The 13,001-nt window shown below is 70.4% G+C and carries 12 protein-coding genes; 6 read left to right on the top strand and 6 right to left on the bottom strand.

Translation table 11 applies throughout. From position 1 onward, the window contains the following. Positions 1-18 precede the first annotated feature (18 nt). The 4 genes from ACYVKR_RS01760 to ACYVKR_RS01745 all read right to left on the bottom strand — a co-directional run bounded on the left by ACYVKR_RS01760 (position 19) and on the right by ACYVKR_RS01745 (position 6,203). Complete coding sequence (locus ACYVKR_RS01760) at positions 19-2,742, bottom strand: CoA-binding protein (RefSeq protein ID WP_460478992.1); 2,724 nt, start codon at positions 2,740-2,742, stop codon at positions 19-21. Positions 2,743-2,755: 13 nt separating this feature from the next. After that, positions 2,756-4,042 carry an ATP citrate lyase citrate-binding domain-containing protein gene (locus tag ACYVKR_RS01755; RefSeq protein WP_460478991.1) on the bottom strand — a complete coding sequence of 429 codons (1,287 nt, stop codon included), beginning with the start codon at positions 4,040-4,042 and terminating at the stop codon, positions 2,756-2,758. A gap of 120 nt (positions 4,043-4,162) precedes the next feature. Next, the gene (locus ACYVKR_RS01750; RefSeq protein WP_460478990.1) at positions 4,163-5,536 is read right to left on the bottom strand and encodes a sensor histidine kinase; all 1,374 of its coding nucleotides are present in this window, start codon (positions 5,534-5,536) and stop codon (positions 4,163-4,165) included. Then, positions 5,523-6,203 (bottom strand): response regulator, encoded by a 681-nt coding sequence (locus ACYVKR_RS01745; RefSeq protein ID WP_460478989.1) that lies wholly within the window; start codon positions 6,201-6,203, stop codon positions 5,523-5,525. The genes ACYVKR_RS01750 and ACYVKR_RS01745 overlap by 14 nt, the downstream gene beginning before the upstream one ends. A gap of 81 nt (positions 6,204-6,284) precedes the next feature. On the opposite strand from ACYVKR_RS01745, the gene ACYVKR_RS01740 reads away from it, so the two are divergent. Beyond that, complete coding sequence (locus ACYVKR_RS01740) at positions 6,285-7,364, top strand: ABC transporter substrate-binding protein (protein WP_460478988.1); 1,080 nt, start codon at positions 6,285-6,287, stop codon at positions 7,362-7,364. A gap of 10 nt (positions 7,365-7,374) precedes the next feature. Here the strand turns inward: ACYVKR_RS01740 and ACYVKR_RS01735 are convergent, their stop codons facing one another. Further along, entirely contained in the window at positions 7,375-7,875 is a 501-nt protein-coding gene (locus tag ACYVKR_RS01735) for a DUF421 domain-containing protein (protein WP_460478987.1), read from the bottom strand. Between the two features lie 73 nt (positions 7,876-7,948). Here ACYVKR_RS01735 and ACYVKR_RS01730 point away from each other — a divergent pair, with 73 nt between their 5' ends. The 5 genes from ACYVKR_RS01730 to ACYVKR_RS01710 all read left to right on the top strand — a co-directional run bounded on the left by ACYVKR_RS01730 (position 7,949) and on the right by ACYVKR_RS01710 (position 11,987). Next, positions 7,949-8,341 carry a YchJ family protein gene (locus ACYVKR_RS01730; RefSeq protein ID WP_460478986.1) on the top strand — a complete coding sequence of 131 codons (393 nt, stop codon included), beginning with the start codon at positions 7,949-7,951 and terminating at the stop codon, positions 8,339-8,341. 4 nt (positions 8,342-8,345) lie between these two features. Then, on the top strand, positions 8,346-9,011 hold the full coding sequence (locus tag ACYVKR_RS01725) for an HAD family hydrolase (RefSeq protein WP_460478985.1): 666 nt from the start codon (positions 8,346-8,348) through the stop codon (positions 9,009-9,011). 178 nt (positions 9,012-9,189) lie between these two features. Next, complete coding sequence (locus ACYVKR_RS01720; protein WP_460478984.1) at positions 9,190-9,588, top strand: Zn-ribbon domain-containing OB-fold protein; 399 nt, start codon at positions 9,190-9,192, stop codon at positions 9,586-9,588. A 15-nt stretch (positions 9,589-9,603) separates the two neighbouring features. Beyond that, complete coding sequence (locus ACYVKR_RS01715) at positions 9,604-10,761, top strand: thiolase (RefSeq protein ID WP_460478983.1); 1,158 nt, start codon at positions 9,604-9,606, stop codon at positions 10,759-10,761. After that, entirely contained in the window at positions 10,758-11,987 is a 1,230-nt protein-coding gene (locus ACYVKR_RS01710; RefSeq protein WP_460478982.1) for an MFS transporter, read from the top strand. Before ACYVKR_RS01715 ends, ACYVKR_RS01710 begins: the two co-directional genes overlap by 4 nt. Here ACYVKR_RS01710 and ACYVKR_RS01705 read toward each other — a convergent pair. Beyond that, positions 11,984-12,925 carry a LysR substrate-binding domain-containing protein gene (locus tag ACYVKR_RS01705; RefSeq protein ID WP_460478981.1) on the bottom strand — a complete coding sequence of 314 codons (942 nt, stop codon included), beginning with the start codon at positions 12,923-12,925 and terminating at the stop codon, positions 11,984-11,986. The genes ACYVKR_RS01710 and ACYVKR_RS01705 overlap by 4 nt on opposite strands. Positions 12,926-13,001 lie beyond the last annotated feature (76 nt).

Raw genomic sequence — 13,001 nt, 5'->3', positions numbered from 1 at the left:
CTCGTTGTTTTTTGGGGTTCAGGCCACGAAGCGGCACTGCGATGCCGGCGTTCGCGTATCCATGTTGCGGCCGCGGTTGAGGTGGTCATCCGCCTCGGCGGCGCAGCCCAGCATCCGAGGATACAGGAAGATCGTGAAGGCGGCGGTCTCCAGCTCGCGCTCGCCGATGCGGCCTTCGGCCAGCGGCTGCCACAGCATCTTCAGCAGCAGCGCGGCGATCACCGCGTCGATGTTCACGCAGTACACGTTGCGCGAGACACCGGCGTCGAACAACTGCTGCACCAGGGCGCGGTAGAACTGGTGGAACACATTGGTCTCGCCGCGCGCCTCGAACAGCTGCGCGATGAACACCTCGCGCGGGTCGTGGTTCACCGGCTTGTCCTTGAACACCGGGTGGTTCACGCCGGGCAGCTTGGCGATGTCCAGGCTGCCGGCCGTCTTCTTCTGTGCCTTGTAGCTGGCGTACTGCTCCACCGCGCGCCGGGCCAGCGCCTGCAGGTCGATGCCGTGCGCGGCGGCGGCCGGATCCTGCAGGCCGCGGCCCTTGAACTGCTCGCACAGGTAGGCGATGCCCTCGTAGCCGTTGCCGCCATGCGCATAGCCGGTGTGGGTGAGGAAGCCCATCAGCGCCTTGTTCAGCTGCACGCGCTCGGGCTGCTCGGGGCCGTCGGCCGAGACTGCGCCCTTGGCACCCTGGGCCGAGATGGCACCGGGGCCGTTGGTCAGCAGCAGGCCCACCAGAGTCTGGAAGGCGAACAGGTCGCCTTCGCCGGGCAACTGGCCCAGCAGCGCGGCAAAGGCGATCTCGCCCAGGCTGAGTTCGCCCAGCAGCTGCGCATCGGCGATGCCGCAGAAGCGCCCGGCCTCGTGCCGGCTGGCATCGGCCGAAGCGCCGATCAGCGTGCCGAACAGTTGCAGCCACCACGGGAAGCTCTCGGCCGTGGCGCGCGAGATGCGCTTGCGCGACAGCGGTCCCCAGGCCAGCGTGGCGCTGATGGCGGCCAGCACCGCCGCCTCGGTCGGGTGGCCGGGCTGGCTGGCCAGCCAGCGCAGGAAGACCGAGCGCGCGCCATGTGCCTGGATGCCGGCCAGCAGGCGCTCGGCCTGCGGATCGGGCTGTGCGGCGGTGAGGCCCGGCTGGCTGCCGGCATCCACGGCGGCTATGTCGAAGCTGTCGGACAGCGAGGCGCCGAACTCGTTGCCCAGGCCGGCGGCGTGGAAGCGCTCGATCATGAAGCGCAGCGCCTCGCGCGCCGCCAGCTGGCGCCTGGGGCCGACGATGGCCGCGGCCGCGGCCAGCACGGCGTTGGGCGCATTGCCGGCCTCGCGGCTGGCCTGGGCGGCGGCCAGCTCGGGCCTGCCGTGCAGGTTGACGTAGGCGGCGATGGTGGGCGCGATCAGCCTGCGGTCGTTCTCGCCGCCCGCATCGTGCACCAGGGCCAGCGCCACGTTGGACTCCAGCGGCAGCGTGGCGGCCGTCAGCATGCTGGTGCCGTGCAGGCTGCTCACCTGGGTCTTCGCATCCATCTGCGAGGCGCCGGAGGCATCCTTCATGGTCTGGCGCGGCACCACCCCGCCGATCTGGGTGTTGAGCAGCGCGATCTGCTCGCCATACGGCTCGGTAGCCTGCACCACCGGAATGCGCAGCGCCTCGGGCAGGTCCAGCCCTTCGTCGGAGCCGAACCAGGGCTTGAGCGCCAGGCTGCCTTCGGGCGCGAAATCGGGCATGGTCGCGTTGGCGCGCATCACCGCGGTGAGCGCGGCCGGGATGTGGGCGATGTTGGTCACCACCGCGCCCTTGGCCGAGAACACCGGGTTGTCGGGCGTGAAGATGTCGTCCACGCCGAACTTCTCCATGAACCAGCGTTCCTTGGCCTGGGCGTCGTCGTTGCCGCCGGCCATGGCGCCAGCATGGCCCACGGCGCGCGTGAGCTTGCTCTTCCAGCGGCCCACCACGCAGGCCACCACCGGCTTGGTGAAGTGCGCGTCATGCTCGTAATAGCCGCCGGGCTCGCAGTACAGCACCGCCGCCTTGCTGCGCGCATCGTTGGCCAGCGCAAAGGCGAACTCGGGCGCGGCATAGTGGATGTAGACGTCCTTGCCGCTGGAGATCACCGTGGTCGTGCCCCAGCCGGCCATGCGCAGGTACTGCGCGATGGTGGTCGAGAAGCCGCCCGAGTTCGAGAAGATGGCGATGGAGCCGGGCTTGAGCGAATCGCTTGGCTTGTCGCCGCCCAGCGCGCCGCCGATGCGCACCTGGTTCCAAGAGTCGGCCACGCCCAGGCCGTTGGCGCCGAAGATGTCGATGCCGTTCTGCTGGCCCATGGCGCGGATCTCGCGCGCATCGTGCACCGCGATCTTCTCGGTGATGATGAAGATCTTGCGCAGGTCGGGGTTCACGCGGATCAGCTCGGCCACGCCATCGCGCGCGGCCGATGGCGGCAGGTAGACCACGCCGCAGTTGAAGCGGTGGCCGGCGGCCAGCGCGTCGCGCACGTTGTTGTAGACCGGGATGTTGCCGATGGGGGTTTCGAGCACCGAGCCGCCCTTGCCGGGCGCGGTGCCGCAGACCACGTTGCCGCCCGAATAGGCGTGGCTCACCGGCGTGACGTCGCTCGACTCGCCGCCCAGGATGTTGAGCACGCAGACCCGGTCGTCGCGCGAGGCGACCTGGGTGAGCGAGCTGATGCCGGCGTAGTACTTGAAGTTGCCGACGCTGCGCATCTGGATATTGCTTTGCATGCTGTGTCTCTCCTCAGGCTGCGGTGGCTGCTTCGATTCCCAGGCGCTGCGCGATCTGCGCGCGCCCGCCGGCCTGCATCCAGGTGTCCACTTCCTTGGCGAACTGGATCACCTCGCTCATGTCGGAGTCGAAGCCGAACAGCCGGTACGGCAGGCCCAGCGCGTCGCAGGTGTCGCGCAGCGCGCCCATGCCGCGCACCAGGTTGGGGCCGCCGCGCCCCAGCACCACGTACAGCGGCGTGGGGCCATGCTTGCTGAAGTGCTCGCGCAGCGCGTCGGCCATGGCGCGCAGCGTCTCGAAGATGTCGGTGTTGTTGCTCTTGCCGCCGATGATGAACAGCACATTGGCCTGCCGCAGCCAGTGCTTGAAGCAGATGCGCGCCACCTCCTTCATCTTCTCGTAGGGCGGGTTGCCGCCGAAGTCCGAGCTGATGATGGCCGCGTCGCCCAGCATCTCGGTCACCAGCGAGTTGGCGCCGCCGCCGAAGGTGGGTGCCAGCACCGTGCCCTTGTCGTTGATGACGTACACGTCGCTCTGGCCCTGGTGGGTGCGCAGGGTGTTGATCTCCTGCTCGAAGGCCGAGTAGTCGGCGGCGAACAGGTGCGGCGGCAGCTTCAGCCGCAGCCAGCGCGGGTCGTCGCGGTCGAAGCCGCACTTGAAGTCGCAGGCAACGGGCGTAAGGCGCCCCTTCTTGTCGGGCCGCATGCGGATGGGGTTGAGCTCCAGCGTGGTCATGCCGAAGTTATGGAACAGCTCCCACAGCTTGGGCAGGTGCTGCACCAGCGGCGAGATGATCTCCTTGGGCGCACCGATCTCGGTCAGCGCGTTGGCCACCACGAAGGATTTGAGGCCGGTGAGCGGGTCGAACGGCACCTGGGCTACGTGCTGCTTGTCCAGCTCCTCGATGTCCATGCCGCCCATGTGCGTGAGCGTCATCGTGGGCGCGCGGAACTGGGTGGAGTCGGAGATCGAGAAATACACCTCGTGCTCGGCCGGCACGCCGGCCTCGAAGGTCACGCCGTTGGCCTTGGCCCGGTTGTGGCCGACCTGGTGCTCGGCGAAGTACAGCCGCTCCTTCTCGGCCAGCGCGGTCTGCAGGTCCTTGGCTCGGCCGAGCAGGCCGGCCTTGCCCTTCTTGCCGATGCCGCCCTTGAAGACGGGCTTGACGAAAAGCTGGCCGTGCTTGTCGAGCATGGCCTTGATCTCTTCCTCGCTGGCGCCGGGGCCCAGCACTTCGGTGGTGGGAAAGCCCGCGAATTCGAGCAGGCGGGCGCCGTGCAGCATGCCGGTGATTTGCATGGGTAAGGTCTCCTTGTCGAGGCCGATCTGTGTCGGTTGCGATCGATGGTAGGAGGGGGCGGCTTTCGCCTACCTTTCATCCGCCCCTCGTGGATTTCCCGGGGGCGCGGCACCTGTGCGTCAAAGAGGAAAGCGCACCCGCACCCGCAGCCCTGGGCCCAGCGACGGATCGCCAAGCTCGACCTCGGCGCCATGCCGCCCGGCGATCTGGCGCACGATGGCCAGGCCCAGGCCGCAGCCCTCGGCGCCGCTGCCGTGCAGCCGGTAGAAGCGCTCGAACACTGCCTCGCGCTCGGCAGCCGGGATGCCCGGGCCGTCGTCCTGCACCTCGATGCAGGCGCGGCCCGCCGCATCGCGGAACACCGCGACGGCCACCTGGCCGCCCGCCGGTGTGTAGCGGATGGCGTTGTCCACCAGGTTGGCCACCAGCTCGCGCAGCAGCAGCGGCTGGCCGGGCACGGTGACCGGCGCCTCGCCGTCGAAGCCCAGCTCGACCGGGCGCGCCAGCGCCGGCGTCAGCAGGTCGAAGCAGACCGCGCGCGCCAGCTCCACCAGTTCCACCGGCTCCTGCGCGGCGGCGGCGGCCGGGTCGCTGCGCGCCAGCGACAGCAGCTGCTGCACCATGCGCGAGGTGGCATCGGTGCTGTCGTGGATCTCCTGCACGATGCCGCGCATGGATGGGGCGTCGCGCTGCGCCAGCGCCTGGGCGGACTGGGCCTTGAGCACGGCCAGCGGCGTCTTGAGCTGGTGCGAGGCATCGGCGATGAACTGGCGGTGCGCCTCGTTCAGCCGCCGCTGGCGGTCGGTGTGCAGGTTGATGGCCTCGATCAGCGGCACCACTTCGCGCGGCACCTGCTGCAGCCCGATGGGCGTGAGGTCGCTGGGGCCGCGCGCGCGGATCTCGTCGCGCAGCCGCTTGAGCGGCAGCAGGCCGCGGTGCACGCCCAGCGTGATGAGCAGCGCCGCCACCGCGACCAGCGCGAGCTGCAGCGCCCCGGCGTCCAGCAGCACGCGCCGCGACAGCGCCTGGCGCGCGCCCAGCGTTTCGCCGACCTGCACCAGCAGCGGCCCGCGCAGGCGCTGGTCGTACAGCGGCCGCTGCAGCGCCACGAAGCGCGCCGGCTCGCCGCGGTAGCTGGCATCGAAGAAAACCGGCCGGCTGCCGTCGGCGCCGGGCAGGGGCTTTGGCGGCGCGGGCAGGTCGTCATAGCCGGTCACGGCCATCGGCGGGTCGAGGCAGACGACCTGGTAGAAGATCCGGTCCTGGGCCGGGGATTCGAGCATCTCCAGCGCGGCGGCGGGCACGTTGACGGAGAGCTGGCCGTCCCGCACCGACACCTGCTCGGCGATGGCCAGGGCCGAGCCCAGCAGGGTGCGGTCGTAGGCCTCGTTGGCCAGCGCCAGCGTGCGGGCGTAGTGGATGCGGAAACCGATCGCCCACAGCACGACCAGCGGCACCAGCAGCCAGCGCAGCAGGTGGCTACGCAGGCGCATCGTCCACGGCCTCCAGCCGATAGCCCAGCCCGCGCAGCGTGCGGATGGAGGCGCCGCTGCCCTCGAGCCGGCGGCGCAGCCGGTGCACATACAGCTCCAGGGCCTCGGGGCTCACCGCATCGTCGAGCGAGCACAGTTGGGCGCTCATCTCGCGCTTGCTCACCGGCTGCCCGGGCCGGGTGATCAGGATCTCGAGCACGCCATGCTCGCGCCGCGGCAGCGCCAGCGCTTCGCCGCCGACCTGGAACTGCATGGCCACGCTGTCGTACGAGAGCCTGCCCACCTGGACGGTCGCGTGCGCGCGGCCCCGGTGCCGGCGCGCCAGCGCGCGCAGCCGTGCCACCAGCTCGTGCAGGTCGAAGGGCTTGGGCAGGTAGTCATCGGCGCCGGCGTTCAGGCCGCGCACGCGGTCGGGCGGCTCGCCCGAGGCGGTCAGGATCAGCACCGGCACATCGTCGCCGCGCGCACGCATGCGCTGCAGCACCTCGATGCCGCCCAGGCCCGGCAGGCCCAGGTCGAGGATCACCACGTCGTAGCGCTCCACCTGCAGCAGGGCATCGGCATGCAGGCCGTCGGCGACGGTGTCGAGCACCATGCCGGCCGCGCGCAGCTCGGTCGCCAGCGTGCGCGCCAGCTTGGGGTTGTCTTCGATCAGCAGGGTTCGCATCGGGGGAGCGTATCGGTACGTGATAATGGCCCCGCAACAGGGGGAACGATGTCATTGCGAGCGTGGTTGGGTGCCTGCCTTGTGCTGTTGACGCTATCCGTGGCGCGGGCCGCGGTGCAAGAGGGTTATCCCCTGGACCAGGCGGCCACGGTGGCCGCGGCCCGGCGCGAAGGCGAGGTCGTGGTCTATGCGTCCACCGACGAGCGGGTGGCGCGGCCGCTGATCGAGGGTTTCCAGGCGCTGTACCCGGGCGTCGCGGTGCGCTACCACGAGGGCGACAGCCTTGCCCTCTACCAGCGCTTCCTGCAGGAGCGCCAGCAGAACCTGCCCAGCGCCGACGTGCTGTGGAGCTCGGCGATGGACCTGCAGATGAAGCTGGTCAACGACGGCCATGCGCTGGCCTATGCCTCGCCCGAGCGCGCCGCGCTGCCCGAATGGGCCGTCTGGCGCAACGAGGCCTACGGCACCACGCTGGAGCCGGTGGTCTTTGCCTACCACCGCGAGCGGCTGGCCGCGGCCGAGGTGCCGCGCACCCACGCCGACTTCATCCGCCTGCTGCAGGCGCAGCCCGAGCGCTTTCGCGGCCGGGTCGCCACCTACGACCTGGAGAACTCGGGCCTGGGCTTCCTGGTGGCCACGCAGGACGCCAAGGCCTCGGACATGCTCTGGGACGTGGCGCGCGAGCTGGGGCGGATCGGTGCGCGGCAGGTGACGAGCACGGCCGCCATGCTGGACAGCATCGCCGCGGGCGACAGCCTGCTGGCCTACAACGTGCTGGGCGCCTATGCCAGCGAGCCGATGCGCGCCCACCCGGCGATCGGCCTGGTCTACCCCAGCGACTACACGCTGGTGGGCTCGCGCATCGCCTTCATCCACCGCCGGGCCGCGCACCCGAATGCTGCCAGGCTCTGGCTCGACTACCTGCTGTCGCGGCGCGGCCAGGGCATCCTGGCGGGCCAGGCCGGCCTGATTGCGCTGCGCAGCGACATCCGCGGGCCGCGCAGCGCCGCCGAGCTGCAGCGCGAGGCCGGCGGCAACCTGCGGCCGATCGGCATCGGCCCCGGCCTGATCGCCTACCTCGACCGCAGCAAGCGGCAGGACTTCCTGCAGCGCTGGCAGCAGGCGCTGCCGCCGCCGCGCCGGCCGGCCGGCGCGCCGTAGCCGCTGCCGTTCAGATGCCTTCGTCCTTGCTGCGTTCGGCGCTGTCGCGGTTGCGCAGCACGATGGTGATCTGGCCGTTGGTCTCTATCGTGGCCTCGTCCACCTCGTAGCTGTGCAGGCAGCCGGCGGCGCGCAGCGCGGCCTTCAGGTCGTCGGGGGTGATCTTCTCCCGCTGCATCACCGCCTGGCGGACCTCGCCGTTGGCGATCAGGCGCTGGGGCGCGCCGTCCACCAGCCGCGAAAAGCGCGGAAAGCGGTAGCAGGCATGGGCCATCACGGTGTGGCACAGGATCAGCGTTGCGGCCGAGACCAGGCCGCCGGTCAGCGAGTTGTCGCCCGCGTTCATCGAGTTCTGCACCGCGTTCGACAGGATCAGCAGCAGCACCAGATCGAAGGGCGCGTACTGCCCGATCTGGCGCTTGCCGGTCAGGCGCAGGAAGATCAGCAGGAAGGCATACACGGCGATGCCGCGCACCACGAACTCCCACCACGGAACGGCCATTGCAAACATGAAGAACTCCTGTTTTTGTAGCTGATTGCGCTCATGGATTCTGCGCTCCATGGCGTTTTGGCACAATAGCGGCATGAAGCGCGACGCCTCCCGAGACACAGATTGCCCCTGCGGCAGCGGCCACGGCTACGCGGCCTGCTGCGGCCGCTACCTCGACCACTGGGACGAGGCGCCCGCGCCCGACGCCGAGCGGCTGATGCGCTCGCGCTATACCGCCTTCGTGCGCGAGCGGCGCGACTACCTGCTCGCCACCTGGCATGCCGGCACCCGCCCGGCGGAGCTGGACTTCGAGCCCGGCTGCAAGTGGCTGGGGCTGGAGGTGCGCGAGGCGGCGGCCACCGGCGAAACAGCCGCCGACGTGGAATTCGTGGCGCGCTACCGCGTGCAGGGGCGCGCGGTGCGGCTGCACGAGCGCAGCCATTTCGTGCGCGAGGATGGGCGCTGGTACTACGTGGATGGAGAGTGAAGGAATGAAGCAGGAATTCGATGCCGTGCTGTTCGACTGCGACGGCGTGCTGGTGGACAGCGAGGCCATCACCAACCGCGTGCTGTGCGGCATGCTCAACGAGGCCGGCTGGGCGCTGAGCGGCGAGGAGTGCATGCGCCTCTTCATCGGCAAGATGGTGCGCAGCCAGCAGGCGCTGATCGAGGCCGAGACCGGCCGCCCGCTGACCGATGCGTGGATGGCCACCTTCTACGAGCGCCGCAATGCCGCGCTGGAGCGCGAGGTGGCAGCCATCGACGGCGCGCTGTCCTCCGTGCGGCAGCTGTTCGAGCGGCTGCAGGGGCGCATCGCCTGCGCCTCGGGCGCGGACCGGGCCAAGGTCGAGATGCAGCTGCGCCTGACCGGCCTGCTGCCGTATTTCGAGGGCCGCATCTTCAGCGGCCACGAGCTGCCGCGCACCAAGCCGCACCCCGATGTGTACTTGGCGGCCGCGGCGGCGCTGGAGGTCGATCCGGCGCGCTGCCTGGTGATCGAGGACAGCGTCACCGGCACCACGGCCGGCGTGGCAGCGAGCGCCACCGTCTGGGCCTACCACCCGCCGGTGAATGCGGCCAGCAGCGCCGAGGCCTTGCAGGCCGCGGGCGCGGTGCGGCTGTTTCCGCACATGGAACTGCTGGGGCAGTGGCTGTAGTCAAGGATTGATTGCTATTTAAATAATAGCTATCAGCGCTTGCTGCATGGGCGCTGGAGGCCAAAAACGCTTCAAACGCTAAGCCACGCTTAGCACTTGCGCCTTTGCGCTAGCTTCCCGGGCCGGCAGGCCCCGCCGTAGCATCGGGGTCGAACCCGACTCCGTTGGAAAACCCGCCATGAGCAGCAGCGCCGCCACCCCCACGACCCCCACGCTCCCCCAGCCCGAAAAGGAATACCTGCAGTTCCTGGCCCGGGGCGAATTCCGCATCCAGCGCTCGCGCAGCACCGGCCGCCACGTGTTCTACCCCCGCGTGGCCGCGCCGGTCACCGGCGAGACTGACCTCGAATGGGTGGCGCCCAGCGGGCGCGGCACCGTCTACGCGGTCACGGTCATCAACCAGAAACCCCCGGCCCAGCCCTACAACGTGGTGCTGGTCGACCTGGCCGAGGGCCCGCGCCTGCTGTCGCGCGTGGACGGCATCGCGCCGCAGGACGTGCGCATCGGCATGGCGGTGCAGGCGCAGGTGATCGAGGAAGAGGGCAAGCCCCTCGTCGTGTTCACGCCCATCCAATAACCATCAGGAACTAGCATGTCTGTGGACCGTTTTCCCCGCGGCAAGACGGCCGTCGTCGCGGCCAGCACCTTCGGCATGGGCGATGCGCCCGGCTACAGCTCGATGGACCTGGCCACCGCGGCCAGCCTGCAGGCGCTGGCCCAGGTGGGCCTGAAGCCGGCCGATGTCGACGGCCTGTTCATCGGCCTGCCGGACGATTTCCTCTCCGGCCTGGGCTTTGCCGAGTACCTGGGCATCCAGCCGCGCATCACCGAGAACAACCGCACCGGCGGCTCGGCCTTCCTCACCCACGTGATGTGGGCGGCGCTGGCCATCGAGGCCGGCCAGTGCGAGGTGGCGCTGATCGCCTACGGCAGCAACCAGCGCAGCGCCGCGGGCAAACTGGTGTCGTCGATGAAGCAGTCGGCCTACGACGCGCCCTACAAATTGATCCGCCCCGCCGGCGCCTATGCGCTGGCCGCGTCGCGCTACATGCACGAGTACGGGCTGACGCGCGAGCAGCTCGGCGAGGTGGCGCTGGCCGCGCGCCGCTGGGCGCAGCTCAACCCCGATGCCTACCTGCGCGAGCCGCTCTCCATGGACGAATACCTGGCCTCGCGCATGGTGGCCTCGCCGCTGTCGGTGCGCGACTGCTGCCTGGTGACCGACGGCGCCGCCGCCATCGTGATGGTGAGCGCGGCGCGCGCCAAGGAGCTGGCGGCCCGCCCGGCCTACGTGCTGGGTGCGGCGGCGGCCACCGACCACCGCGACATCACCGCCATGCCCGACCTGACGCGCACCAGCGCCGTCGACTCGGGCGCGCGCGCCTTCGCGCAGGCGGGCCTGAAACCGGCCGACGTGGACGTGCTCGAGCTGTACGACGCCTTCACCCTCAACACCCTGCTGTTTCTCGAAGACCTGGGCTTCTGCAAGAAGGGCGAGGCCGGCGCCTTCGTGCAGGGCGGGCGCATCGCGCCGGGCGGCGAGCTGGCGGTCAACACCAACGGTGGCGGGCTCTCTTGCGTGCACCCCGGCATGTACGGCCTGTTCACGCTGGTCGAGGCCACGCAGCAGCTCATGGGCGTGGCCGGCGCGCGCCAGGTGCCCGGCGCCGAGGTGGCGCTGGCGCACGGCAACGGCGTGGAGCTGTCGAGCCAGGCCACGGTGATCCTGGGTACGGAAGCCACGCTATGAATGCCCGCTGGGCCGCGCTGCGCCCCGTGCTGCCGATCCTGGCCGGCGCCTCGCTGATGCTCAGCCTGGCCATGGGGCTGCGTCAGAGCCTGGGCATCCTCATGCCGCCGCTCACGCGCGACCTGGGCATGTCGGTGAGCGAGTTCACCATCGCCATCTCGGTGCAGAACCTGACCTGGGGCGTGCTCCAGCCCTTTGCCGGCGCGCTGGCCGTGCGCCTGGGCTACCGGCCGCTGATGCTGGGCGGCTCGGTGCTCTACGTGCTGGGCCTGGTCCTGCTGACGCTGGCGCAGGGCATGCTCGGCGTGGTGCTGGGCGCGGGGCTGCTGATCGGCGTGGGGCTGGCCGCCACCGGCAGCGCCGTGGCCATGGCGGTGGCGGCGCAGACCGTGTCGCCCGCGTCGCGCAGCATGGTGCTGGGCATCGTCTCGGCAGCGGGCTCCACCGGCGCGCTGCTGGCCGCGCCCATCGGCCAGGCCGCGAGCATGGCCTGGGACTGGCGCGCCGGCGCGGCGGCCTTCGTGCTGCTGGCGCTGGCCATGCTGCCGGCCGCCTGGGTAGCCGGCCGGGTGGACCGCGCGCCGGCGCGCAGCGTAGCCAGCGAAGCGGCCACGAGCGCCCGCGAGGCCCTGGGCGCCGCGCTGCGGCAGATGCGCTTCGTCGTGATGGTGCTGGCCTATTTCGTCTGCGGCATGCAGCTGGTCTTTCTCACCACGCACCTGCCCGCCTACCTCGACCTGTGCGGCATGGACCCGATGCTGTCGGCCCAGGCGCTGGCGCTGATCGGCGGCTGCAACATCCTGGGCAGCCTGTTCTTCGGCTGGGCCGGCGGCCGCTACAACAAGCAGGCGCTGCTCGGCGGGATCTACATCGTGCGCTCGCTGATGTTCGTCTGGTACTTCGGCAGCGATCCCACGCCGGCCAGCACGCTGGTCTTCGCCGCGGCCATGGGTTTCCTGTGGCTGGGCGTGGTGCCGCTGGTCTCGGGCTGGATCGCCCAGACCTTCGGCCTGCGCTGGCAGGCCATGCTGGCCGGGGTGGCGTTCTGCTGCCACCAGCTCGGCAGCTTCTTCGGCGCCTTCGGCGGCGGCCTGGCCTACGACCTGCTCGGCAGCTACTCGCTGGCCTGGCAGGTGGGCGCGGGCGTGGGCATCGTGGCCGGCTGCGCACAGCTGGCGTTCGCGCTGTATTCGCGGCCACCGCCGCCCCAGGGGCTGGCCGCCTAGATCGTTGGCCGCACCGTCCTGCCCTGCGTGAAGTAGTGCGCGTGCCGCTTGATGAGCGTGGCGAGCAGTTCGGCGGCGGGCGACAGCGGGTAGTCGGTGCGGTGGAACATGCTGATCGGGTAGGCCGGCAGCGCCTCCTGCACCGGGATCTGCACCAGGAAGGGCTGCAGCCACGGCGAGGTGATGAACTCCTGCGGCAGCGCGCAGACCATGTCGGACTCCATCATCAGCGTCTGCACCACCGACAGCGACGACGACTGCACCACGATGCGCGGCGGCGCCAGGTCGGGGTGGCGCGCGAACAGGTCGAGGATGGCCGCGCCCGGCCCCTGCGAGGCCGGGCCGCTCAGTATCCACTCGGCATGCTGCAGCTCGCGCAGCGAGCGCGCCTGGGCCAGCGGGCTGCCGCGGCGCACGGCCAGCACCAGGTTGTTCTCGAACAGCACCTCCACGGCGAAGTCCGCGCCTATGCCGGCGGCCGGCAGCGGGCCCACGGCGAACTCCATCTCGCCCGAGCGGATCAGCGGCATGTGGTCGCGGTACAGGCCGCCGACGATGTTCAGGCTGACCTGGGGCATCAGCCGGCGGAAGTCGGCCACCGCGTGCGGGATCAGTGTGGTCGTGGGCGTGGCCGAGGTGCCGATGTACAGCATGCCCCGGCTGTCGCCGCGCATGTGGGCCAGCTCGTCGACCGACTTCTGCACCTCGCGGGCGATGGCCCGCGCACGCACCAGGAAGGCCTTGCCGTAGTCCGACAGCTGCACGCCCTTGGTGGTGCGCACCAGCAGCGGCACGTGCAGCTTGGCCTCCAGCCGCGACATGCTCTGCGTCATGGCCGGCGCGGTGATGCTGCGCGCGCGGGCGGCGGCGCGGATGCTGCCGCTGTCGGCCACGGCGAGAAAGTCCTGGATCTCGCTCAGGGTCATGGGGGCGTCCATCGTGGGTGCTGCTCAGGTGTTAAGGATTGCTTAGCACTCGCCATTATGTCGAAGCTGCCCAGCGGCCGGGCGCCTG

The organism is Comamonas humi (assembly GCF_054782535.1).
Note: the sequence above shows the minus strand (reverse complement) of the source record. Positions and strands in the feature narration are given on the sequence as shown.

Excerpts from the sequence above, each read along its gene's own strand:
- ACYVKR_RS01760 (WP_460478992.1), bottom strand. The coding sequence starts at position 2,742 with ATGCAAAGCAATATCCAGATGCGCAGCGTCGGCAACTTCAAGTACTAC.
- ACYVKR_RS01755 (WP_460478991.1), bottom strand. The coding sequence starts at position 4,042 with ATGCAAATCACCGGCATGCTGCACGGCGCCCGCCTGCTCGAATTCGCG.
- ACYVKR_RS01750 (WP_460478990.1), bottom strand. The coding sequence starts at position 5,536 with ATGCGCCTGCGTAGCCACCTGCTGCGCTGGCTGCTGGTGCCGCTGGTC.
- ACYVKR_RS01745 (WP_460478989.1), bottom strand. The coding sequence starts at position 6,203 with ATGCGAACCCTGCTGATCGAAGACAACCCCAAGCTGGCGCGCACGCTG.
- ACYVKR_RS01735 (WP_460478987.1), bottom strand. The coding sequence starts at position 7,875 with ATGTTTGCAATGGCCGTTCCGTGGTGGGAGTTCGTGGTGCGCGGCATC.
- ACYVKR_RS01730 (WP_460478986.1), top strand. The coding sequence starts at position 7,949 with ATGAAGCGCGACGCCTCCCGAGACACAGATTGCCCCTGCGGCAGCGGC.
- ACYVKR_RS01725 (WP_460478985.1), top strand. The coding sequence starts at position 8,346 with ATGAAGCAGGAATTCGATGCCGTGCTGTTCGACTGCGACGGCGTGCTG.
- ACYVKR_RS01720 (WP_460478984.1), top strand. The coding sequence starts at position 9,190 with ATGAGCAGCAGCGCCGCCACCCCCACGACCCCCACGCTCCCCCAGCCC.
- ACYVKR_RS01715 (WP_460478983.1), top strand. The coding sequence starts at position 9,604 with ATGTCTGTGGACCGTTTTCCCCGCGGCAAGACGGCCGTCGTCGCGGCC.
- ACYVKR_RS01710 (WP_460478982.1), top strand. The coding sequence starts at position 10,758 with ATGAATGCCCGCTGGGCCGCGCTGCGCCCCGTGCTGCCGATCCTGGCC.
- ACYVKR_RS01705 (WP_460478981.1), bottom strand. The coding sequence starts at position 12,925 with ATGGACGCCCCCATGACCCTGAGCGAGATCCAGGACTTTCTCGCCGTG.